General features: G+C 49.6%; 20 protein-coding genes. 16 read left to right on the top strand and 4 right to left on the bottom strand.

Annotated elements, in window-relative coordinates; genetic code table 11:
* Position 1: 1 nt before the first annotated feature.
* Positions 2-838 carry an RAD55 family ATPase gene (locus L1S32_RS08550; RefSeq protein ID WP_278154604.1) on the bottom strand — a complete coding sequence of 279 codons (837 nt, stop codon included), beginning with the start codon at positions 836-838 and terminating at the stop codon, positions 2-4.
* A 152-nt stretch (positions 839-990) separates the two neighbouring features.
* Between L1S32_RS08550 and L1S32_RS08545 the strand changes: the two genes are divergently transcribed.
* The 15 genes from L1S32_RS08545 (at position 991) to L1S32_RS08475 (ending at position 15,279) form a co-directional block, all read left to right on the top strand.
* Positions 991-2,913, top strand: a complete 1,923-nt coding sequence (locus L1S32_RS08545; protein ID WP_278154603.1) for an ATPase, T2SS/T4P/T4SS family — start codon at positions 991-993, stop codon at positions 2,911-2,913.
* Positions 2,910-4,847: a type II secretion system F family protein gene (locus tag L1S32_RS08540; RefSeq protein ID WP_278154602.1), complete on the top strand. Its 1,938-nt coding sequence runs from the start codon at positions 2,910-2,912 to the stop codon at positions 4,845-4,847. The genes L1S32_RS08545 and L1S32_RS08540 overlap by 4 nt, the downstream gene beginning before the upstream one ends.
* Positions 4,848-4,858: 11 nt before the next feature.
* Positions 4,859-5,446 carry a hypothetical protein gene (locus L1S32_RS08535; protein WP_278154601.1) on the top strand — a complete coding sequence of 196 codons (588 nt, stop codon included), beginning with the start codon at positions 4,859-4,861 and terminating at the stop codon, positions 5,444-5,446.
* Between the two features lie 68 nt (positions 5,447-5,514).
* Positions 5,515-5,667 (top strand): hypothetical protein, encoded by a 153-nt coding sequence (locus L1S32_RS08530; RefSeq protein ID WP_278154600.1) that lies wholly within the window; start codon positions 5,515-5,517, stop codon positions 5,665-5,667.
* Positions 5,664-6,137, top strand: coding sequence for a hypothetical protein (locus tag L1S32_RS08525; protein ID WP_278154599.1), 474 nt, complete (start codon positions 5,664-5,666; stop codon positions 6,135-6,137). Before L1S32_RS08530 ends, L1S32_RS08525 begins: the two co-directional genes overlap by 4 nt.
* A gap of 122 nt (positions 6,138-6,259) precedes the next feature.
* Positions 6,260-6,751 (top strand): hypothetical protein, encoded by a 492-nt coding sequence (locus tag L1S32_RS08520; RefSeq protein ID WP_278154598.1) that lies wholly within the window; start codon positions 6,260-6,262, stop codon positions 6,749-6,751.
* 237 nt (positions 6,752-6,988) lie between these two features.
* Positions 6,989-7,312, top strand: a complete 324-nt coding sequence (locus tag L1S32_RS08515; RefSeq protein WP_278154597.1) for an ATPase — start codon at positions 6,989-6,991, stop codon at positions 7,310-7,312.
* Positions 7,305-9,281, top strand: coding sequence for a V-type ATP synthase subunit I (locus tag L1S32_RS08510; protein ID WP_278154596.1), 1,977 nt, complete (start codon positions 7,305-7,307; stop codon positions 9,279-9,281). Before L1S32_RS08515 ends, L1S32_RS08510 begins: the two co-directional genes overlap by 8 nt.
* A gap of 3 nt (positions 9,282-9,284) precedes the next feature.
* Positions 9,285-9,542 (top strand): ATPase, encoded by a 258-nt coding sequence (locus L1S32_RS08505; protein WP_278154595.1) that lies wholly within the window; start codon positions 9,285-9,287, stop codon positions 9,540-9,542.
* Positions 9,543-9,552: 10 nt separating this feature from the next.
* Positions 9,553-10,131: a V-type ATP synthase subunit E family protein gene (locus tag L1S32_RS08500; RefSeq protein ID WP_278154594.1), complete on the top strand. Its 579-nt coding sequence runs from the start codon at positions 9,553-9,555 to the stop codon at positions 10,129-10,131.
* Between the two features lie 17 nt (positions 10,132-10,148).
* Positions 10,149-11,207 carry a V-type ATP synthase subunit C gene (locus L1S32_RS08495; protein WP_278154593.1) on the top strand — a complete coding sequence of 353 codons (1,059 nt, stop codon included), beginning with the start codon at positions 10,149-10,151 and terminating at the stop codon, positions 11,205-11,207.
* Positions 11,208-11,213: 6 nt separating this feature from the next.
* Positions 11,214-11,516: a V-type ATP synthase subunit F gene (locus tag L1S32_RS08490; protein WP_278154592.1), complete on the top strand. Its 303-nt coding sequence runs from the start codon at positions 11,214-11,216 to the stop codon at positions 11,514-11,516.
* Positions 11,507-13,264, top strand: coding sequence for an ATP synthase subunit A (locus tag L1S32_RS08485; RefSeq protein ID WP_278154591.1), 1,758 nt, complete (start codon positions 11,507-11,509; stop codon positions 13,262-13,264). The genes L1S32_RS08490 and L1S32_RS08485 overlap by 10 nt, the downstream gene beginning before the upstream one ends.
* A complete protein-coding gene (locus tag L1S32_RS08480) occupies positions 13,261-14,643 on the top strand; it encodes a V-type ATP synthase subunit B (RefSeq protein WP_278154590.1) in 1,383 nt (460 codons plus the stop codon). The genes L1S32_RS08485 and L1S32_RS08480 overlap by 4 nt, the downstream gene beginning before the upstream one ends.
* A gap of 6 nt (positions 14,644-14,649) precedes the next feature.
* Positions 14,650-15,279 carry a V-type ATP synthase subunit D gene (locus L1S32_RS08475; RefSeq protein ID WP_278154589.1) on the top strand — a complete coding sequence of 210 codons (630 nt, stop codon included), beginning with the start codon at positions 14,650-14,652 and terminating at the stop codon, positions 15,277-15,279.
* Between the two features lie 129 nt (positions 15,280-15,408).
* On the opposite strand, the gene L1S32_RS08470 is transcribed toward L1S32_RS08475, so the two are convergent.
* A complete protein-coding gene (locus tag L1S32_RS08470; RefSeq protein WP_278157075.1) occupies positions 15,409-16,683 on the bottom strand; it encodes a serine/threonine-protein kinase in 1,275 nt (424 codons plus the stop codon).
* A gap of 97 nt (positions 16,684-16,780) precedes the next feature.
* Here L1S32_RS08470 and L1S32_RS08465 point away from each other — a divergent pair, with 97 nt between their 5' ends.
* Complete coding sequence (locus L1S32_RS08465) at positions 16,781-16,966, top strand: hypothetical protein (RefSeq protein ID WP_278154588.1); 186 nt, start codon at positions 16,781-16,783, stop codon at positions 16,964-16,966.
* A gap of 66 nt (positions 16,967-17,032) precedes the next feature.
* Here L1S32_RS08465 and L1S32_RS08460 read toward each other — a convergent pair whose 3' ends face one another.
* Both L1S32_RS08460 and L1S32_RS08455 read right to left on the bottom strand, forming a co-directional pair.
* A complete protein-coding gene (locus tag L1S32_RS08460) occupies positions 17,033-17,701 on the bottom strand; it encodes a metal-dependent hydrolase (RefSeq protein WP_278154587.1) in 669 nt (222 codons plus the stop codon).
* Between the two features lie 181 nt (positions 17,702-17,882).
* A complete protein-coding gene (locus L1S32_RS08455; protein ID WP_278154586.1) occupies positions 17,883-20,432 on the bottom strand; it encodes a TIR domain-containing protein in 2,550 nt (849 codons plus the stop codon).
* Positions 20,433-20,559 lie beyond the last annotated feature (127 nt).

Raw genomic sequence — 20,559 nt, 5'->3', positions numbered from 1 at the left:
CCTATACCACCATCCTGATATTGCTGACTTCAAACCCTCCGTCTCCGGTGATTCTGACGGCAAACTTCACGAAGTCCTGCTCTTCAAGGGCAGGCATTACTATGCGGAACTTCTCTATAAACATGACCCGCTGACGACGTCTGCCGCCGGTCTCCTCCCACTCAAAGGATATCGATGCGTCACAGCAGTCTTTGATCTCCGCCATCCGTCGCGGTTCAAATATGGCGTCTGAGATGAGCAGATAATATGTCGTCTTCCAGTGCTTTGAGACCCGCTGGAGTCCCCGCAGGAAACTGATGAACTGATGCCATTCTGTCTCATTAAAGGCCTGCGTCGCGATGTCGGTAAGGGAATCGAAGACAATCAGGCTGCCTGCGGCAATCGTTCCCAGCTGCTTGGTGAGTTCACTGATAAGGCTCTCAGGGTCATAGCGCCGGGTCCGCAGGGTCTCTACAATGTCGGTCTTGCTGTACCACTCCCGCGGGACGACCGAGGCGTCAAAGTAGATCTTGGAGAGGTCGATGAACCGGACGGTCCCGTCAAAGGTCTCGCTGTCGGCCCGGAAGGAGAGTTCAATCTCGCGGCGGATGGAGGACGCCAGTTTGGTGAAGGTGAAGTAGACTATTTCCTCCGGGAAGCAAAGATTTTCAGATCCGGTCTGCTGACCTCCTTTTTTTGCCCGGGCATGGGAGAGGACTGAACTGTAGGCAAACTCCACATTGCCGCCGCCGGCCCCTCCGGAAAGAAGGATCACCGAACCGAGTGGAACACCCCCGTTGAGGACCGGGTCGAAGGAAGGTATGCCTGTTGGCATGTGCTTCATGCGAGAATCCTGCATACATCAGCTCTATCGCGAGACGCTTTAATATTATTCTTTAAATGCCCGTTATGTTCGCGCTGGGACATTTTTATAACACGGCAGGTCAATTGTCTTGATAGGAGCACCTGTCCTTTATTTCCGGCGTGACTGGCCGGGGGGATGAATACGATATGGCTGAAGAGGATACGATACTGGCAGAAGCTGCAGATGGGGAACAAAATCCCGTGGCGCCGGAGGCTCCGGAAGAGGGGCGTTCCCGGCAGCCGGAGGAGGGTGATGGTGCCGGTGAGGGCCGGGGACCGCCTGAGACAGCGGAGGAAAAGGAGCTGCCCGTAATCCCGGACCTTTCGGAGACGGTGAATCCATCTGAATCCGCATTTCCTGAGGGTCCTGAAATCCCTGAGGATGAGGGCACGTCTGAGACGGGGGTGGCAGGTGCACTGGCGGCAGCCACGCCAGATGCGGATGCGAAACCGTCCGCCGCTGCGGCGGCAGAACCACAGAAGAGAAAGAAGCGGACCGGACTTCTCGCCGGTCTGCTGCACCGGGGGGAGAAGACGGCTGCCCCCTATGATATGGCGACGCACGGGTCACTCGTGACAGCGGAGGTTATGGAGGGCCATACCCTCGTGGAGCGCTACTGGATTACGCCCGGCTGTTCTGAGGTGATGATCCTCAAAAACAACGTGACCCATCAGCATGAATATCATCTCTATGAACCGGAACTGACTGAATTTGAGTATGAAGTCGTAGAACGCCTGCACGCCGATCTGCGTGATGTGCTGATTCTCACCGATGATGAGGTGATGCAGGACCGTGAAGTGGTGCTCCGTTCAAAGACCATCGGTCTGCTGGACGACTATGGTGTCACCCTCACCCTGCCGTCCTATTACCGGGTCATGTACTACATGAACCGCAACTTCCTCGGCTGGGCCCGCCTCGAACCGCTGATGATTGACCCGAACCTTGAGGATATCTCCTGTGACGGCATCGGGATCCCGGTATTCCTCTACCACCGGACCTACCGGAATGTCCGGACGAATGTCACCTTCGATGAAGACTCCCTCAACTCGCTTGCCATCCGCCTCTCCCAGCGGTCGGGAAAGCACGTCTCGATCTCAAATCCGGTCTTAGATGCCACGCTCCCGGACGGGTCACGCCTGCAGCTCACCTACGGCAGTGAGGTAACGACCCGCGGAACGTCGTTTACCATACGTAAATTCCGTGAACAGCCCTTCTCCCCGATTGAACTGATGATGCGGGGCACGTTCCCGGCAGCCGCTCTTGCCTACTTCTGGATCGGCATCGAGAATAACAAAAACCTCCTCTTTGTGGGCGGGACGGCATCCGGAAAGACGACCTCCCTGAATGCGGTCTCCCTCTTTCTCCCGCAGCTCTCAAAGGTCGTCTCCATCGAAGATACCCGTGAGATTACGCTCTACCACGAGAACTGGATTGCATCGGTCACCCGGGATGCGATTACCGACTCATCATCGTCCAAGATCGATATGTTTGACCTGCTGAAGGCGGCGATGCGCCAGCGGCCGGAGTATATCATCGTGGGAGAGGTCCGTGGCAATGAGGCGCAGACGCTCTTCCAGGCGATGAATACCGGGCATACCACCTTCTCGACGATGCATGCGAATGATGTGGACTCCGCCATTCACCGGCTGGAAAATCAGCCCCTGAATGTACCGCGGAATATGGTGCAGGCGCTTGATATCGTGAGTATCCAGGCCCTTACCTACATCGGGCGGGAGCGGGTCCGGAGGGCAACCGAGATCGTCGAAATTGCCGGCATCGACCCGGGCACCGGCAACCTCCGGGTAAACACGGTCTTTTCGTATGACCCGGTGAAGGATGAATTCACCTTCAGCGGCCGTTCGGTGGTCTATGGAGCTATTATGGAACAGCGGGGCTGGACGTATGACGCCCTCATGCGAGAGGTAAACCGCCGCATTGCGGTCCTGAATGCCATGAAAGACCAGCAGTTGACGGACTATATTGTCGTTTCACGCATCCTCAGGGCCTATGATATTGATGCTGACGCGGTGATGGCCTCGATAGATGACCTGACACAGGCTCTGATATGATAATAGACAGGTATGCAAAATGGGCCATCGGGCGGCGCCCGGCAAAGTATCGGTCTGTCCGCCAGGACCTCCTCTCCGCACGGAGCGGGCTGACAATAGAGCAGTATCTCACGTACTGCGTGCTTATTTCCCTCACCTTTGGGGCCGTTCTCGGCATCATCGGCTATCTGATTGCGATGATGCTCTTCTTCCCTGAAGTCCACACCAGTATCGTCAATGTATTCGGGACGACGATACCTGATGTCACCCTCATCCAGCCCACCCTGCCGGAGATGGTGCAGCGCAGCCTCGTGGCCGTGCTCTTTTTCCTCGCGGCCGCGTGTATCATCTACCAGCTTCTGCTCCGCTACCCGGGGATGATGAAGGAGAACCGGGCTGTCCGGATTAATCTGACGCTGCACAATGCGGTCAGCTATATGTATGCGATGCGCCGGGGCGGGGCGGAAATCTTCCCGATATTCAAATCCCTCTCTGAGAATGCTGATATCTATGGGGAAGTGGCGTATGAGTGCCGGCAGGTGGTGCGGGACACCGAGTACTTCGGGGTTGATGTGGTCACCGCAATCCGTACGCTCTCTCTTACGACCCCCTCGGATAAACTGAAGGACTTTCTCGAGGACTTTATCTCTATTATCGAGTCCGGCGGAAATGTGGGGCATTTCCTCGGGTCCCGTGTACGCGTGTACCAGGATGATGCCCGGTTCCAGCAGAAGCAGTTTCTCTCTACGCTTCAGCTCGTGGCAGAGTCCTATGTGACCCTCTTTGTGGCGGGTCCGCTCTTTCTCATCATCATCATGGTGGTGGTAGGGCTGATGGGGCAGACCTCTGTCGTCCAGATGGCTGCGGTTATTTACGGGCTGATTCCCATCGGGTCTCTGATCTTCATCATCTTTGTGGATATGATCTCCCTGCACGTCGATGAAGTGCGGCGGGTGACCCGGCGGGTCGAACTCCGTGAATTCCGGGACGTGCGTGTGGTACAGCAGGAGGGCGAGGAGGGTCTCTTCTCCATCCTCTACCGCAATGACCGGTGGAGGACATTCCGGGAATTTGTCCGCCATCCCCTCGCCTGGTTTATGGTCGATTTGAACCGGACATTTATTGTCACGGTTCCCCTGATGCTCTGCTATCTCACCCTCGTGTACCTGGTGGTGCCGCAGTATCAGGACTTTGAACTCTACCTGAATGTGGTCGACGATCACCTGATCATCGCCCTTCTTATTGTGCTGGTGCCCTATGCCGTTCTCTATGAACTATGGAGGCGAAAGGTCCGCGGCATTGAAGAGAGCATTCCGGAATTTCTTTCCCGTCTCTCCGGCATCAACCGGGTGGGGCTGACACCGGCACGGGCCATTGCGGTGCTGGAAAAGACCAATCTGGGACTGATATCCTATGAAATCCACCGGATTAAACGGGATCTTGACTGGGGTGGCCTTTTCTCCGATGCCCTCGTCCGGTTTGAACACCGGGTGCAGACGGCGGCTATCGCCCGGAATGTGACACTCATTACCAAGGCAAGTGAGATGACGGGGGATATTGCAGAGATTCTCTCGATTGCCGCAAACGACGCGAGGATGTCTGAGACGCTGAAGCGGGAGCGCCTTGCTGACATGATCATCTACATCATCGTCATCTACCTCGCCTTTGGAGTTTTTCTCTTCGTTGTCGTCGTCCTTGACTGGAATTTCCTCTCCATTCTGCGGGACATGGGGACAGGCGGGAGTCTGGAGAATGTCCCCGCATCCATGATGTCTATCGCTCAGGGTGACACCCTGATTGTCATCTCACGTCTGCTCTTCCACGCCTGTCTGATCAGTGCCTTCTTCTCCGGTCTGATTGCAGGGCAGATGGGTGAGGGTTCGGTGAAGGCAGGGGTGAAGCATACGGTGATCATGCTCATCATCTCACTCGTCATATTTAATCTGGCGTTCTGACAGGCAAAACAATGAAACGGTGCAGAGGGACGGATGAAGACGGGATGATGGGCATTGAGGCGGCCATCATCCTGATAACGGCCATTGTGGCTGCATCAGTCCTTGCCATGGCCTTCCTGAACCTCGGGTATTTCTCGGCGGAAAAGACACGGTCGGTGGCAGAGGAGGGTCTTGGGCAGGTGGGAACGACGGTTGTCACGGTGGGTGACATTCACGGTGTGGAGCGGGGAGAGAGTCTGGGTGCGTTCCGGGTGACTTTTGCCATCCCTGCAGGGAGCGGGTTAATTGACTTCTCAGGGGTGCAGGTATCGGTGGCGACACCGGACACTATCCGGGTGATTCCGGCCGCAGACCCGCTTGCAGCCGCCTCACCTGCTGCAGGCACCTGGGCCATTATTCGCCGGATGCCTGCGGCGGCGGAGACCGATCTCATTCTGGAGGACAACGAACGGTTCACGGTGGAGGTTTCCCTGCCGGTGGGCGGGGAAGTGCCGGTGAAAGGGGAGTTTGTGCTCACGGTCACCCTCCCTGACGGTGGCGTCTGGCGGTTTGCCGGTGTCGCCCCGTCCAAGACCGATCCGCTGATGATCCTTCACTGAACGCTGTAAACGGGCGGAATCATCAGACTTATATCTGCTGATGCCGTAAGAGAATCTGGTGATACCAGATGTGTTCAACAGGCGGTCCCATGGACGTAGAATTCAATGAGGGACTCAAAGGAAAAAAATATCGCTGCAATGACTGCGGGGCAGTATTTGAGGCGGTCGGCCGCCACCCGGTCTGCCCGTCCTGCCAGTCAGAGAATGTGACGGAAGTATGAACGTTCCCCTCTCCTGCGGGTATCTTCTCATCCGGGGAGGTGCCTCTTTTTTTCTGATCGCACGGTCTCCGGATACCTTTGCCCTGCCTCTCGAGACAACTGACGGAGAGGTGTTCCAGGGTGTGCACCGCGGGGATCTGATTGTGGTGTCGGCACCGGAGGGGGGCGATCCCGAACAGGCCCGGATGCTCTGTGAACTGGTGCGTACCTACCGGCAGCCGCTGGTGGTGCTCCCGAAAGGGCATCCGGGTTCGGCACGTCTGCGGATGGTGCTCTCGGTCGCTTCCCGTATCATGCCGCGTACCGATATTGTCCGGGGCACCCATCCGGAACAGGATGTGATATGCTCGTCAGGGGAACTCGCCGGTCTGGGGATGGCGGCTGAAGGGAAGTATGTCCGCCTCTCGGGGTTCGATCCGGCCTGCATGGAGTTCTTTCTCTACCCGCCGGGGCCAATGCCTGCACCGTGAGCAGAAGAGAGGGCTCTGACGGGCTTTTTTTATGCGGGAATCCGGCGGGCCGGGGTGTGTTGCACTGAAGCTAACGATTAAACCACTCCGGCATCAACGCAGTTGACAGAAGAGGTGAACTGATGAATGTGAGCATTGCGGCTGTCTGTGCTGCCGCTGTCCTGTGTGTCTGCTGCCTGATATGCGGCTGTACGGATTCCGGGGAGGGGACCGAGATCACGCTGGTGGTTATGACCGCTGAACCGACGCCTGCCCCTGATATCGCAGATGTGGATGAGGGGTGGAATATCTGGCGGGAAGGCAGTGTGTCTATCGGAAGGCTGGGGGAGTTTCAGTCGTATAAACCGAACAAAAACGGGGAGTATTTCCGGAACCTGCGTGTTGAGGTGAAGGCAACGGGCCCCCTTACCCTGCTCTTTCTGATGCCTGATGAGCTGGTGAACTTCAAAAACAAGATGATGACGAACGCCGGGGATTATTATCCGGTTGCCCGGTATGATGATGTGACGTCCGGGACGTACACCCGGGTGGGTGACGATGATCTCACCATTGCCCTGTTAAATGAGGAAAACCGGCCGGTGACTGCCACGGTGAATATCTGGTATCATGACTGACATTCGGGGGTGTTCCCGCCTGAATGTGGCAGAGACAGGAAGTGCCTCTCTTTCCGGTACCAGGCACCTGTCAAAAAAATCCGGAGAAAATTTCCTGATTCTCTTTTTGTTTTCCGAAAAGACATCGCCTTACTGACTAACCGGAAACGCCGTCCGGCCCTGTTCTGCGCCGAAAATAACAACCATTAATACATTTCCTTTTCATGAGTTATTGTATTGCCGTGAGAGGAGGGATGGATGAAGACTGAGGTCTTACAGAGCATCAAAAAGACAGAAGAAGAAAGCAAATCCATGATTCGGGCTGCTCGCGAGCAGAAGGTCAAAATGCTGGCTGATGCGCGCACAGAGGCAGAGAATCTGATTGCCAAAGAGACTGAAGGTGCTGAAGAGTACAAAGCCAAGCGGATTTCTGATGCGCAGGCCGAAGCAAAGAAAAAGAGCGCTGTTATCATCGCAGACGGTGAGAAGCAGGCAGCTTCGGTGCGGGCAGATTCGAAAAAGAACCTTGAAGAAGCGGTTGACCAGCTCGTGAACCATTTCAAGGTGAAGCTCAATGTTTGAACCACAGACCATGAGCAAGCTGCTTATTGCAGCATCAAAGGACCAGCTTGAAGCCGTCGTACGTGAGTTGTACCGCCACAATCTCTTCCATATCGAAGATTTTGTAGAATCAGATGCACAGGGACTTGAGGGATGTAAGATAGGCATGCCTCTGCCCGGAGCGAGTGAATCTTCATCAGATCTCGTCCGTATCCGGTCAATCGAGAACACCTATGGTGTCTCAGCAAAGACCGTGGATGCAGACGGGAAGAAGGTGCCGACAGCCCAGGTCAGGCAGCGCATTGAGCGTGAGCTGCAGACCATTGAAGAGGAAGCGTCCGCACTCTCTGAGGAGAAGGTTATGCTCGAAACCAAAATTCGTGACTACGAGACACGGATTGCAGAACTGAAACCCTTTACCGTGTTTCCGGCAAATCTTGCCGACCTGAAGGGTTTTGAGAATTTTGTAGTCTTTGCAGGGCTTGCTCCTGCATCCGTGAGCCTCGGCGTTCCGAATGAGATGTTCTCCGCTGCATATGATAAGAGCAATCTGCTGATTGCCGTCGTTCCCCGTGACGCGGCAGAAGAGGCCGAAAAGGAACTCTTCGACGCAGGGTTCCAGCCGATTCCGGTTCCGGATGAGGATGGGACTGCAGGGGAGCGGACCGTATGGTATACTCATGAGATTACCCGCCTTGAAAAGGAACTTGAGGCGGCTTTCGGGCGTATAACCGCTCAGAAAGAGAAAAACGCAGCGTTTCTGGTGGCATGCGACGAGCTGCTCACGGCAGAAGTGGAGCGTGCGGAAGCACCGCTTCGGTTCGCCACCACAGAAGAGACGTTTGTAGCAGAAGGGTGGGTCCCTGCCGACATGGTAGCGGCGCTCACGTCAGATCTGCAGTCGGCAACCGGCGGCAAAATCTTCATCTCAGAGGTCGGATTTGACCCTGTTGAGGATGCAGTCCCGGTCGAGTATCATAACCCTGATTTCTCGAAGCCGACCGAAATGCTGATGGACATCTATTCGCGTCCGCAGTACAAAGAATTTGATCCGACCATTATGGTCTCTATCGTCTTCCCGATATTCTTTGGTTTCATCCTTGGTGATGTCGGATACGGTATTATTCTCCTGGCTCTCGGGTATTATCTCAGGAAATTCCTGAAGGATGATGCCGGAAAGAAGCTTCTTGATGTGTTTAGAAACGCAAGTATTTCGAGTATCATCTTTGGTCTGATATACAGTGAGTTCCTTGGGTTTGCCCTTCCGTGGTCGCCTATCGGAATTAATCGTCACCTGAATATCGGCAGTCATGCAAGCGGCCATGGGCCCGATGCAGTTTTGATGCTCGTTCTTACCGCCTGGATCGGTATTCTTCACATCACGTTAGGCAGAATGCTCCATATGTACAATGCAGCAAATATGATTCACCCCGGCAAACACCGGAGTAAAGTTATCTTCGGCCAGCTTGGCTGGATTCTTGTCATGTGGGGAATACTTCTGATGCTGTGGTCTCTGTTTGAGATGCCGCTGATGCCGGTGCTCGCCGGATACCCTGCAGTCTTTGCAGGAATCAACGGGTTTGGTATCGCCGGCGCTGTTCTTCTCGTTGTGGGAATTATCGGTATCGGACAGGATTCAGTGCTTGAACTTATGGAACTTCCGACGGTTATCAGCCACGTGCTGTCCTACACCCGTCTTGCAGCAGTTGGTCTGTCGTCTGTTGCGATTGCAATGGTTACAAACTACATCGCAATCGAGCTTATCATCGACCCGCAGCTGGCAAATCCGAGTGTCGTCGGAGTCATTATCATCTTGATTGGAATTGTGATATTCCTTATTGGCCACATTCTCAATACCGCACTGGGTATTATGGGTGGCGGTTTACACTCAATTCGTTTACACTATGTTGAATTCTTCACCAAGTTCTACAAGGGTGGAGGAAAAAAATACGAACCATTTGGCAAATTACGCAAATTTACGGAGGATTAAAATATGGCAGTAGAAACTATGACAGTAGAAGTAGTTGAAGCAGCAGCTGCAACAGCAGTCGGATTCAAAGCAATTGGTGCAGGTCTCGCAGTTGGTCTCGCCGGTATGGGTACCGGTCTCGCACAGCTCGGTATTGGTGGCGCAGCAGTCGGTGCAACCGCAGAGAACAAAGAGATGTTCGGTCTTGCACTGCTCTTCACGGTTATCCCGGAGACAGTCGTTATCTTTGGACTTGTTATCGCACTCCTGCTCTTATTCTGAGGACTGACGAATGGCATTGGATGCTGTAGTCGGTGAGATCAGGGACAAGGGCATCAGGGAGTCTGAGGCGATAAAGAGCGAAGCCAAGAAAGAGGTTGACGCAATTCTTGCAGAGGCGCAGGAGAAGGTCATCGCAATCAAGATGGCAGCAGAGGAGGAGGCAAACCGCCAGGAGGGCTATATCATCGCCCAGGAGGTTGCCGCCGCCAATCTGACCGTCAAGCGTGGCATTCTCAATGCACAGAAGGATGTTCTCGATGAGGTTTACAACCGCGTTGTCGCAGATATTGCGGCACTGCCGGACGAATTCCACAAAAAGGCCATCCGTGAACTCTGCAAGACAGCGGCAAAAGAGCTTGGTGAAGGTGTCTTCTACTGCAACGAACGGGACGTCCGTGCAGTCGAGGATGCGCTTTCGAGCCTGAAGACCCTGTCCGGATTCTCACTGGCAGGAACAAAAGACATCACCGGCGGTATCATCGCAGAGAGTGCTGACGGAGCGCTGCAGCTTGATTACAGCTACTCCACCTACGTCTCTGAGGTATGGGAATCCGGTTTAAAGGATGCATCTGATATCCTGTTCGGGTAGGTTTGGGGGATATATACATGAGTTCAGTTAGCACAACTGGCCCTGCTCCCTACATCTACTCGAGCACCCGCATGCGTGTTCGGAAGTCCAAACTGATCGGTCACGACGAATATATGCGGATGCTCAATATGAGCCTGCCCGAAATTACCCGGGCTATCGAGGAGACGGAGTATAAGGCAGAGATCGATGAGCTTGCCTCATCGTTCTCGGGTCTTGACCTCATTGAGGTCGCTCTCTCCTGGAATCTCGCAAAAGAGTTCCAGAATGTCCTCGGTATCATGCCCGGTGTGGTCAGGAAATTCACGGCAAGCTACCAGCAGCACTGGGATATCTATAATGTCCTCACGATTCTTCGCGGCAAGACCCAGAAGGTCCGTGCCGGGAAGATTAAAGAGGTCCTTATCCCGGCAGGCAGCCTTGACCGTGTCTTCCTTGACCGCCTCCTCGCAGAAGATTCTCCCGAGCGTATCGTGGAGGGGCTCTCTTCATGGTCCCTCTATCCGGTGCTCGAGCGGGAATTTCCTGCTGCAATGGAGAAGGGCACATTCGGCGATCTTGAAAATGAGCTCTTCAAGGCATACTACCGCTATGTGTTCAAGCAGACCGCAAGCGGTGTCCGGGGCGGCAAGCCGTTCCGCGACTACCTGAGGCTTGAGATCGACCTCATGAACATCAGGACCGTGATCCGCCTCTACAAGGGCGGTGTCCGGGAGGATGTCCGTAATCTGATGGTCGAAGGCGGCAGTTTCTCTCTGGATGAACTGGTGCGCCTGGCCTCATCAGAGAGCATAGAGGAGATTCTTGAAGGGATCAAGAAGCGGTATCCTGCAGGCCCCATCGGTGAGCTGATGGATGCGGCTGACAAGAGCATGCCGCTGCATGAGATGGAGAATGCACTCACGAGGGTGATGCTCGACCAGATGGACCGCATATCCAAGAGATATCCGTTCTCCATCTGCCCGACACTTGTCTACCTGAAGCGCAAGCGGTACGAGGTGGCAAACCTCCGGGCGATTGCCCGTGGCAAGGAATCCGGGCTTCCCGGAGAGAAGATTGCCGAGTTCCTGGTGGTGTGATTAGCAATGGAGATAGCAGTAGTCGGAAACAGCGACTTTATTCTCGGGTTCAGGCTTGCGGGTGTCGAAAAGACCGTGGCCGCCGAGGATGACGCTTCACTCACGGATGCCGTGACCAGGCTGATGGCGGATGAGACGGTGGCAATACTGGTCATTCGCGGCAGCGACATGGGCCGTCTCCCCGAGCGTCTGCAGGCAGAGCTTGGCGAGTCTGTCCGGCCGACCGTCGTTTCAATCGGCGGAGAGGTTGGCGGGTTATCAATGCGTGAGAAAATTAAGAGAGCAGTGGGTGTTGATTTGTGGAAGTGAAAGGAAATTCGAAAGGAATACTTAAGCGCATCTCCGGTCCGGTTGTTACCGCAGTCGGTCTTGAGGCACACATGTATGATGTGGTGCAGGTCGGAGATGAGGAGCTTATGGGCGAGGTCATCAGGATTGAGGGAGATAAAACCATCATCCAGGTCTACGAGAACACCTCTGGTATCAGACCAGGTGAACCCGTTGCCAACACCGGCCTCTCTCTTGCTGTTGAGCTCGGACCGGGCCTCCTGACAAGTATTTATGATGGTATCCAGCGGCCGCTGGAGGTTCTTGTTGACAAGATGGGCAACTTCATTGAGCGTGGTGTCAGTGCACCTGGTCTCTCACATGAGAAGCTCTGGGACTTTGTCCCGACCGTCAAGAAGGGCGACTCCGTCGGCCCCGGCGCTGTCATCGGTGAAGTGCAGGAGACGAACATTCTCACGAAGATCATGGTGCCCCCCAATTTCAAGGGCGGCGTGGTCACTGAGATTAAGTCCGGTGAATACACCATTGACGAAGTGGTCTGTACCCTCGACAATGGCGAAGCGATTAAGATGATGCAGGTCTGGCCTGTGCGTGTCCCGCGTCCGGTGACGGAAAAGAAGAACCCGGACATTCCGCTGGTCACCGGTCAGCGTATCCTCGACGGTCTCTTCCCCATTGCAAAGGGCGGTACCGCTGCCATTCCGGGTCCGTTTGGATCAGGAAAGACAGTTACCCAGCAGGCACTTGCAAAGTGGTCTGATGCACAGATTGTCGTCTACATCGGCTGCGGTGAGCGTGGCAATGAGATGACGGAAGTCCTGACCGAGTTCCCTGAACTCGAGGACCCGAAGTCCGGAAAGCCCCTGATGGAGCGGACCGTGCTTATCGCAAACACCTCCAACATGCCGGTCGCTGCCCGTGAGGCCAGTGTTTACACCGGTATCACAATAGCAGAGTACTTCCGTGACATGGGCTTCGATGTCTCCCTGATGGCAGACTCGACCTCCCGCTGGGCAGAAGCAATGCGTGAGATTTCCTCACGTCTTGAAGAGATGCCTGGTGAAGAGGGATATCCGGCATACCTTGCCGCCCGTCTCTCCGAGTTCTATGAGCGTGCCGGCCGTGTCGAGACCCTGAACCATGATTCAGGCTCAGTTACGGTTATCGGTGCGGTTTCACCGCCCGGCGGTGACTTCTCAGAACCGGTCACACAGAACACCCTGCGTATTGTGAAGTGTTTCTGGGCACTGGACGCAAAGCTGTCCCAGCGCCGTCACTTCCCTGCCATTAACTGGCTGAACTCATACTCACTCTACCTGGACACCCTGTCCGGATGGTATGACGTGAATGTGTCACCGGAATGGAACGGTCTGCGTGTCTGGGCGATGGAAGTCCTCCAGAAGGAAGCAGAACTGCAGGAGATTGTGCAGCTCGTCGGTTCAGACGCACTGCCTGATGAAGAGCAGGTCACCATTGAAGTAGCCCGTATGCTTCGTGAGATCTTCCTTCAGCAGAATGCGTTCGACCCTGTTGACACCTACTGTTCGACAGAGAAGCAGTACGACATCATGAAGTCCATTAAGATCTACGCAGATCTTGCATACGGCGCCCAGAGAATTGGCGTGCCGCCCGCAAAGGTCATCACGATCGCTGCGAAGAACGACCTTCCGCAGGTGAAGTTCATGAAGGAGTACAAGGACGAGATTGCCCGCATCAACAAGGCAATGGAAACCGAAGTCGGCAAACTCAAGGAGGCATACCAGAGATGAAAGAATACCGCACGATCAACAAGATCGCAGGCCCGCTCGTCTTTGTCGAAAAGACCGAGCCGGTCGGGTACGAAGAGCTCGTGAACATCGTCCTGTCAGATGGTACGGTGAAGCGTGGTCAGGTGCTCGATACGTCTGACGATTTCGTGGTTGTTCAGGTCTTCGAGTCAACTGCCGGTATCGGCAGGGACTCTGGTGTCCGCTTCACCGGCGAGACCATCAAGATGCCTGTGGGCCGTGATATGCTCGGACGTATCCTGTCCGGTGCAGGCAAGCCAAAGGACGGCGGCCCGGAGATTATTCCGGAGAAGCGCCTCGACATCGGCGGTGCGGCAATTAACCCGTACGCACGCCAGTCACCGGCGGATTTCATCCAGACCGGTATCTCAACGATTGACGCGACAAACACGCTTGTGCGTGGCCAGAAACTCCCGATCTTCTCGGGATCCGGTCTGCCCCACAACGAGATTGCGCTCCAGATCGCCCGTCAGGCACGTGTGCCCGGCTCCACTGAGGAGTTTGCGGTGGTCTTCGCTGCAATGGGTATCACCAAGGAAGAAGAGAACCAGTTCATGGCCGACTTCGAGCGCACCGGTGCTCTCGAACACGCTGTGGTGTTCCTGAACCTTGCAGATGACCCGGCAGTCGAGCGTATCATCACCCCGCGTCTGGCACTGACAACCGCAGAGTACCTGGCATTCGAGCTGGGCTACCATGTGCTTGTTATCCTCACCGATATGACCAATTATTGTGAGGCTCTCCGTCAGATCGGAGCGGCCCGTGAGGAAGTGCCCGGCCGTCGTGGATATCCGGGATACATGTACACTGACCTTGCATCGCTCTACGAGCGTGCCGGTCTGATCAAAGGCGAGAAGGGATCCGTGACCCAGCTGTCCATCCTGACGATGCCCGGTGACGATATCACACACCCGATTCCTGACCTGTCCGGTTACATTACCGAAGGCCAGATTGTGGTTAACCGTGAACTGCACCGCAAGGGTATCTACCCGCCCATCAACGTTCTTCCGTCCCTTTCACGACTGATGAACGCCGGTATCGGCGAGGGCAAGACCCGTGACGACCACAAGAAGGTCTCTGACCAGATGTATGCAGGCTATGCGGAAGGAAACGATCTGCGTGGACTTGTCGCAATTGTCGGTAAGGACGCACTTTCCGAGCGTGACCAGCGGCTTTTGGAGTTCGCTGATCTCTTTGAGGGCAAGTTTGTCCGCCAGGGACACGACGAGAACCGGACGATTGAGGACTCCCTCGACCTCGGCTGGGAACTTCTCGCGACACTCCCCGAAGAGCTTCTGGTCCGTATCGACCGTGGTCTGATACAGAAATACCACCCGAAGTACCGCAAGCAGGGGGCATAATCTCCCATGGCGCTGAAAGATGTGAAGCCAACCCGTTCCGAGCTTATCAACCTGAAGAAGAAGGTCAAGCTCTCGGAGCGTGGCTACAACATTCTTAAAATGAAGCGCGACGGGCTGATCCTTGAGTTCTTCAAGGTTTTGGAGGAGGCGAAGGGCAGCCGGGACGCAGTCGGCGAAAAGTACGACCATGCCCGGCAGATGATCGCCCTTGCAAACACCGTGGAGGGGGCAATCGGGGTCAAAGCGGCGGCAATGTCTGTCCGCGAGAAACCCCAGCTCACCTTAAAGCAGAAGAACATCATGGGCGTTGTCGTCCCTGAGATCGAAGCGACCAAGGTCAAAAAGAACCTTGCCGAGCGCGGCTATGGCGTGCTCGGCACCTCTGCGGTCATTGATGAGACCGCGAGCGCCTTTGAGGAACTGGTCGATGAGATCATCCGGGCCGCTGAGATCGAGACGACGATGAAGCGTCTCTTAAACGAGATCGAGAGCACGAAACGCCGTGTCAACGCACTTGAGTTCAAGGTTATCCCGGAGCTCAAGGAGGCCTCAGCATTCATTAAAATGCGGCTTGACGAAATGGAACGGGACGAACTCGTTCGCCTTAAGAAGATTAAGGCGAAGAGTAAGGCCTGATTTTCTTTTTTTTATTGTATTACTTTCACCCTGCGACGAAACTGAAGGTTGCATTTTATCAATCATGGGATATGGTCAAAAATTTGGAATTGGTAATGACTGTATAATAATTATTGTTCAATAAATTCATTATGAGTAAATATCTCTAATTATTTTCGGGATTTTACTCATGTCAAAATAGCCTTTAATCCAGTTAGCTAAGTGTCGATTTGATTCTAAGACTTCCTTAATAAGAAGTATTTCTGATATATCGGTAGTTTGCTGGACTATTTGTGCAAAAACTTTTCCCACATAAAATCGGTTATTTTCGTAGGCTAATGAAGGCAATCTTCTCAAAATAATTTGCCTAATGTCAAAAGACTGTGTCATGTGATATATCTTATTATAAAAATTAGCAACGGTGTCGCAATACTCAAAATTCTGGGAACCACTAACCGCCTTGTCATATATCTTTAAAATCCCAAGAAAAGCCTCCTTGTGGTTATTTATTATAAGGGTTAATTTCTGGTTTGGTATATTGGGAAAGGTTTGGAAAAGTAACTTCATATTACCTTGATTTTCTGTAATAAGAGTAATTAGTCTTTCAATATTTTCTCTGCTATTATCATTATTTGCAATTAGATCTTCAATATCCTCTATTGCTAAAAGTTCGACTTTCTGGAATTCTTTAGTATTGCTTGTTACAAGCTCAACATCAGAAATTATTTCTTCAACGCTTTGGTATCTATCTTTTGGATTACTGTTACAAGCTTTTTGGATAATGTATCTAAATTTTGGGGGAATTTTGTCATAATTAATATCCGGATATGGTATTTCACCTGTCAGAATTTCGTATAACAATTTTCCTAGGGAATAAATGTCCGATAAATGGTTTACAGATTGGGGATTTTGATATTGTTCTGGTGACATGTATTCATATGTACCTATAAGATCGCCTTTTACCGTAATATTCTGTGATTCTGTTGTTATATTGCGACCTAATCCAAAATCACATATCGCGAATTGATACTTGTCTCTCAAATGATCGTAAATATAAAGAATGTTTTCCGGTTTTAAATCGCGATGGATTATTCCCATGTTGTGAGCATATTTCAGACCCTCAGCAATTTGAAAAAAAATCCAAATATTGCTTTCAGATGACCCATATCTTTCCAAAAATGCTTTCAAGTTGCATTCTGCAAGGGGCATTACAAATTGAAATGGATCATTATCCACTGAGTGATCAATAATTTTGACTATATTGTCATGTTTGAGACTTGATTGGATAGCTACTTCTCTTTTAAATCTATGAACTGAGTCATCATCAATTATTGAAAGTTGTTTTATCGCAAAAGGCAGGCCATCAGCTAATCTTTTTGCTTCGTAAACATAGGCATAAGCCCCTTCGCCAATTTTTTTTTCAATTCGATATTTTTGCGTGTATTGATCTCTTTCGTTTGAAATGAAATAATTTACGAGTAATATTTTTTATTGTTCTATTAAACTCTAATAACACGATTGAATGAACTATACATTCTGCCGTGTTGGGATAATAATGGCAACAAAAATTGAATTTGGCCTCTTCTTGGAAGGAGATGATGCCCGTGCATTCCATGAATATATGGAGAATCCAAGTGATACTGAAGCTGGTCGTGAACTCATCAGGGAAGCATTGTGTTTGTCGAAAAGTGAGGCTGATTCCCTATGAAATGAGTATGAGTTTTATCCCGTCTGTTTCAGGCGTTCTGATGTTCTGAAATGGCAGATATGGGGGCTATTTGGTGATTTTCTTCACTCTGCAGATACCAAAAAATCCAAGCCAGGAAAGTATTATTGCAATGAGTGCCAAGACGGTCATGCTCGGGAGAGCAACATCATAGAACAACTGGACAGTCACCAATCCCACAAACAGCACTGCCAAATATGAGGCAAACTGGTCAGGTCTCTTTTCTTTTCGGTTGAATGTTGAAATCTCTCCCTTGAATGCTGTATGATATTTCGGATACATCGGAATCACACCGGAGCGTGTACAGCAGTCTTCCATCAGATGCAGAATGCCGCCGATAAATAAGCCGATGCCAATGAACCAGAAATTAAACTGAATATTAAGAATAAAAAATGCGATTCCCGTTATCGCGGTGAGGATTAGTGAAAATACGGCTACTCCAGCAACGGTATGCAATATGCCCCGGTGCCTTTTGTTTTCGTGAAATATCCGTAAGAGAAGGGGATAGATGAAAATTTCATTGATCTTGTCAAAGGCAAATAAAACCGAGTCTCCGTGTTTTGCGGTCCGATCGGATGCATCGGAATCCGGCAGAAGCGAGCCAAGGAAGACCCCCACGAGAAACAGGACAGAGGCTGTTGGATTCAGTAACAGGAACGGTGCCACAAGGACGAGACCTGTTGAGAGACTGATCTGGATGTGTTGTTGGCCTCTCATTTTTCCCCCTTTATTCTTCAATTATGCATTATCCACGATATATATAACTCCTAAAAAATTCATGTTTTCATTCAGAAAATATTCAGCATAAGCAAGTATTTATTCAGGATTATAAGGAATTGTAAAATTTTCATTCAGAGGATGTCTAAATGGTAGATTTTGGATGGGTATAATCAAATATTCAGTTCAGTTTGGATTGAGGAATTTCTAATATATTTTCTATTCGCTGTTTGTCTCGATAAGTCACCACATTTAATGAGCAATAATTTACTACCATCATTTTTGCAGATCTCTTTGCAATGTCAGAAAAATCATGCTTATTTATTCTTCGATTGAGGGGGTCAATCTGCAGGTTTTTTTCATAATTCATTAATATGCCATGCTTAACTAGGACGGTTGCTGGACTTTCAACCTGATCACAAACGTAATTGGATATTTCAATTAATTTTTCAGAACCCAATGAATGGACTATCTTGTTTATAATACCATGAACCATGAAGAAGTTGTAATTCCAGAATATTCTTTCTGCAAATTTCTTTCTGTTTTCTTCGTTTAATCTTTGATTGGGATCTTTCCCCTCATCTAGATGACTCAATCTTTTAGATATGTGCTCGACTATTTCTTCTCGTACAATTTCACTTTTTATCATGTCAATGAAAAATGATAATATACGTAAATGAACATTCATTCCATCCAAAAAAATGTTCTGAAGCTTGACTTTTTCTAATGAACCGGCACGGTTTCGAATAATACATCCCATGACTTCAACAGTTTTTATTGCCTTTCTGAAATCGTTAACGAACATATCTTCTTCACTAATATGCTCTTCCCTTGAATTGGTATCGCGAGATTGTTCTATCTCGTCTTCCATTTTTAATATACGATTTCTTTCCATTTCAGGTGTTACATTGGCATGTGGCAATGCTGCTTTTACGATGTTGTGCATTTCTCCATCAAAAAAATTCATTTCATCTTTTGTCAACGTTGCTGGTTTGAATTTGTCAAATAGAGATGATGAAATCTTTTCGATTTCTTCAAAAATGCGGATATTTTTTGAATGATGAATCAAAAAAACTGTGATATATGCATTTTCATCTGTCTGAAGATTATCTATTATTTTTTCAATCTTTTCCATTCCATCGGGTGTGTCTATATGTTCAGAGAGAGATTTGGCAACAAAATAATAATAAAAACAGGGATATTTAAATGAATAATTATTCAAACTATCTCTTGAAACGATGTCGTTTAAATTGGTAAGAAGGATATCGGGGTCAATTGGAAGGTGATATTTTTCTGAATATTCATTCATAAAAGTGGAAAAGTCATGATGATTCAATTCATTTAGTTTTGCATTATACAAATAAGAAGCGATTTCTCCTAAAAAGTTTGAGTAAATGTCAATCTCATCATTCTTCACACCTTTTTTTCTTAAGTAATAGAATATAAATGCCTGATAGCAATATCCCTGAGAAGTGATATCCTGATCGAGTGATATGGAAAATGTTTCATATGTAACCAAAGTAGATAATATGAAAAAAGGATATGATGGAACCAACCCCTTACCAATATTTCTTCCCAAAGTAATGTTTATCAATTCAACTTTTCTATCAATATCCTTATAGTCTGTTTCATTATATTTATCGCTTAAAGATAGCCATTTTTTAACTAATTCGACTCTTATTGAGGGCTTAAGTTCTTTCATTTTAAATGTTATGAATGATGAAGTGGACGTTTCGTCCTTTAAATTCAAACGAAAAATATCGTCAACAATAATTATGCAATAAGAATGATTGAGCAGAAATTTTATGTGATCTTCTCTACCTTTGGCATGATGGAAATCATCGACAATAGGGATAATTCGTTCAAAATCTATCAGCGTGTCGTCAAAATTGTTATATTGTTCATGAAGTGATTTTTTAATAATATTTTTTATCTTGCCTGGATGAACGGTCTCTGTATTTGATACATATACTGGTATGAAATTTGATCTTCGCAAATCGCAAAACATCCTCTTGCAAAGAGTTGTTTTACCAGATTGATCTTCTCCAGCAATGATGATTTTCCCTTCTGTAAAGAGATTGTCTAATAATTCAGCAGAATTTATCGTGGTTGTATTTTTTTTAGAACTATCAAATTTTTCCAACTCGGTATCTATATAGATGTCTTTTATCGACACACTCTCTTTTTTTGAGTGTGCTTTTGTTAACATTTCAGCATCAAACAAGAAGGATTTAAATTGCTCACTAATTGATAATTGTATTATTTTTTGTTCAATTTCAATTAATTTTTTCAAACCCTCATAAACTTCTTGCCATGCTTCATTTTTATCATTATATGTAGAAACTGGTTTTCCATCGGTGGGCAGAGCCAGTAACATTGAGATATCAGAATCATCCTTCCATCCACATGGAGACAAAATAATCGGAATTACCTTAACACCCTTCTTTTTACTTAATTCCAATGCTTTCTTTTTTTCAGCCATACACGCAGGTGAATCGAGAAAATATGCCGATATAAATAGACAAATAATATTTGCACACTCTAAATTGCACTCAATTTTCTCGTTAAAATCATCTCCGGGTATAATTTCGCGGTCATACCATTCTTCGATTAGACCTTTATTTTTTAAAGGAGCAAGATGCCTTTTAAACGCTTCAATATTTTGATTATCGTCTAAATTATCCTGATGTGAATAGCTAATAAAGACCCTTAATTTCATGTTTTGATCCAAATTATCCCCTCTTCAATTCTTTCATTCTATAATTAGCTATCTTATAGAAGTGGATGCATTGATTTATTCAATTGAAATATAAGTGAATTTCGAAACGTCATTGTTTGGTTTGTTAAAGCGTATATTT

The sequence above is a fragment of the Methanogenium sp. S4BF genome (assembly GCF_029633965.1).
Classification (GTDB): Archaea; Halobacteriota; Methanomicrobia; order Methanomicrobiales; family Methanomicrobiaceae; genus Methanogenium.
Note: the sequence above shows the minus strand (reverse complement) of the source record. Positions and strands in the feature narration are given on the sequence as shown.

Excerpts from the sequence above, each read along its gene's own strand:
- L1S32_RS08550 (WP_278154604.1), bottom strand. The coding sequence starts at position 838 with ATGCAGGATTCTCGCATGAAGCACATGCCAACAGGCATACCTTCCTTC.
- L1S32_RS08545 (WP_278154603.1), top strand. The coding sequence starts at position 991 with ATGGCTGAAGAGGATACGATACTGGCAGAAGCTGCAGATGGGGAACAA.
- L1S32_RS08540 (WP_278154602.1), top strand. The coding sequence starts at position 2,910 with ATGATAATAGACAGGTATGCAAAATGGGCCATCGGGCGGCGCCCGGCA.
- L1S32_RS08535 (WP_278154601.1), top strand. The coding sequence starts at position 4,859 with ATGAAACGGTGCAGAGGGACGGATGAAGACGGGATGATGGGCATTGAG.
- L1S32_RS08530 (WP_278154600.1), top strand. The coding sequence starts at position 5,515 with ATGTGTTCAACAGGCGGTCCCATGGACGTAGAATTCAATGAGGGACTC.
- L1S32_RS08525 (WP_278154599.1), top strand. The coding sequence starts at position 5,664 with ATGAACGTTCCCCTCTCCTGCGGGTATCTTCTCATCCGGGGAGGTGCC.
- L1S32_RS08520 (WP_278154598.1), top strand. The coding sequence starts at position 6,260 with ATGAATGTGAGCATTGCGGCTGTCTGTGCTGCCGCTGTCCTGTGTGTC.
- L1S32_RS08515 (WP_278154597.1), top strand. The coding sequence starts at position 6,989 with ATGAAGACTGAGGTCTTACAGAGCATCAAAAAGACAGAAGAAGAAAGC.
- L1S32_RS08510 (WP_278154596.1), top strand. The coding sequence starts at position 7,305 with ATGTTTGAACCACAGACCATGAGCAAGCTGCTTATTGCAGCATCAAAG.
- L1S32_RS08505 (WP_278154595.1), top strand. The coding sequence starts at position 9,285 with ATGGCAGTAGAAACTATGACAGTAGAAGTAGTTGAAGCAGCAGCTGCA.
- L1S32_RS08500 (WP_278154594.1), top strand. The coding sequence starts at position 9,553 with ATGGCATTGGATGCTGTAGTCGGTGAGATCAGGGACAAGGGCATCAGG.
- L1S32_RS08495 (WP_278154593.1), top strand. The coding sequence starts at position 10,149 with ATGAGTTCAGTTAGCACAACTGGCCCTGCTCCCTACATCTACTCGAGC.
- L1S32_RS08490 (WP_278154592.1), top strand. The coding sequence starts at position 11,214 with ATGGAGATAGCAGTAGTCGGAAACAGCGACTTTATTCTCGGGTTCAGG.
- L1S32_RS08480 (WP_278154590.1), top strand. The coding sequence starts at position 13,261 with ATGAAAGAATACCGCACGATCAACAAGATCGCAGGCCCGCTCGTCTTT.
- L1S32_RS08475 (WP_278154589.1), top strand. The coding sequence starts at position 14,650 with ATGGCGCTGAAAGATGTGAAGCCAACCCGTTCCGAGCTTATCAACCTG.
- L1S32_RS08465 (WP_278154588.1), top strand. The coding sequence starts at position 16,781 with ATGAACTATACATTCTGCCGTGTTGGGATAATAATGGCAACAAAAATT.
- L1S32_RS08460 (WP_278154587.1), bottom strand. The coding sequence starts at position 17,701 with ATGAGAGGCCAACAACACATCCAGATCAGTCTCTCAACAGGTCTCGTC.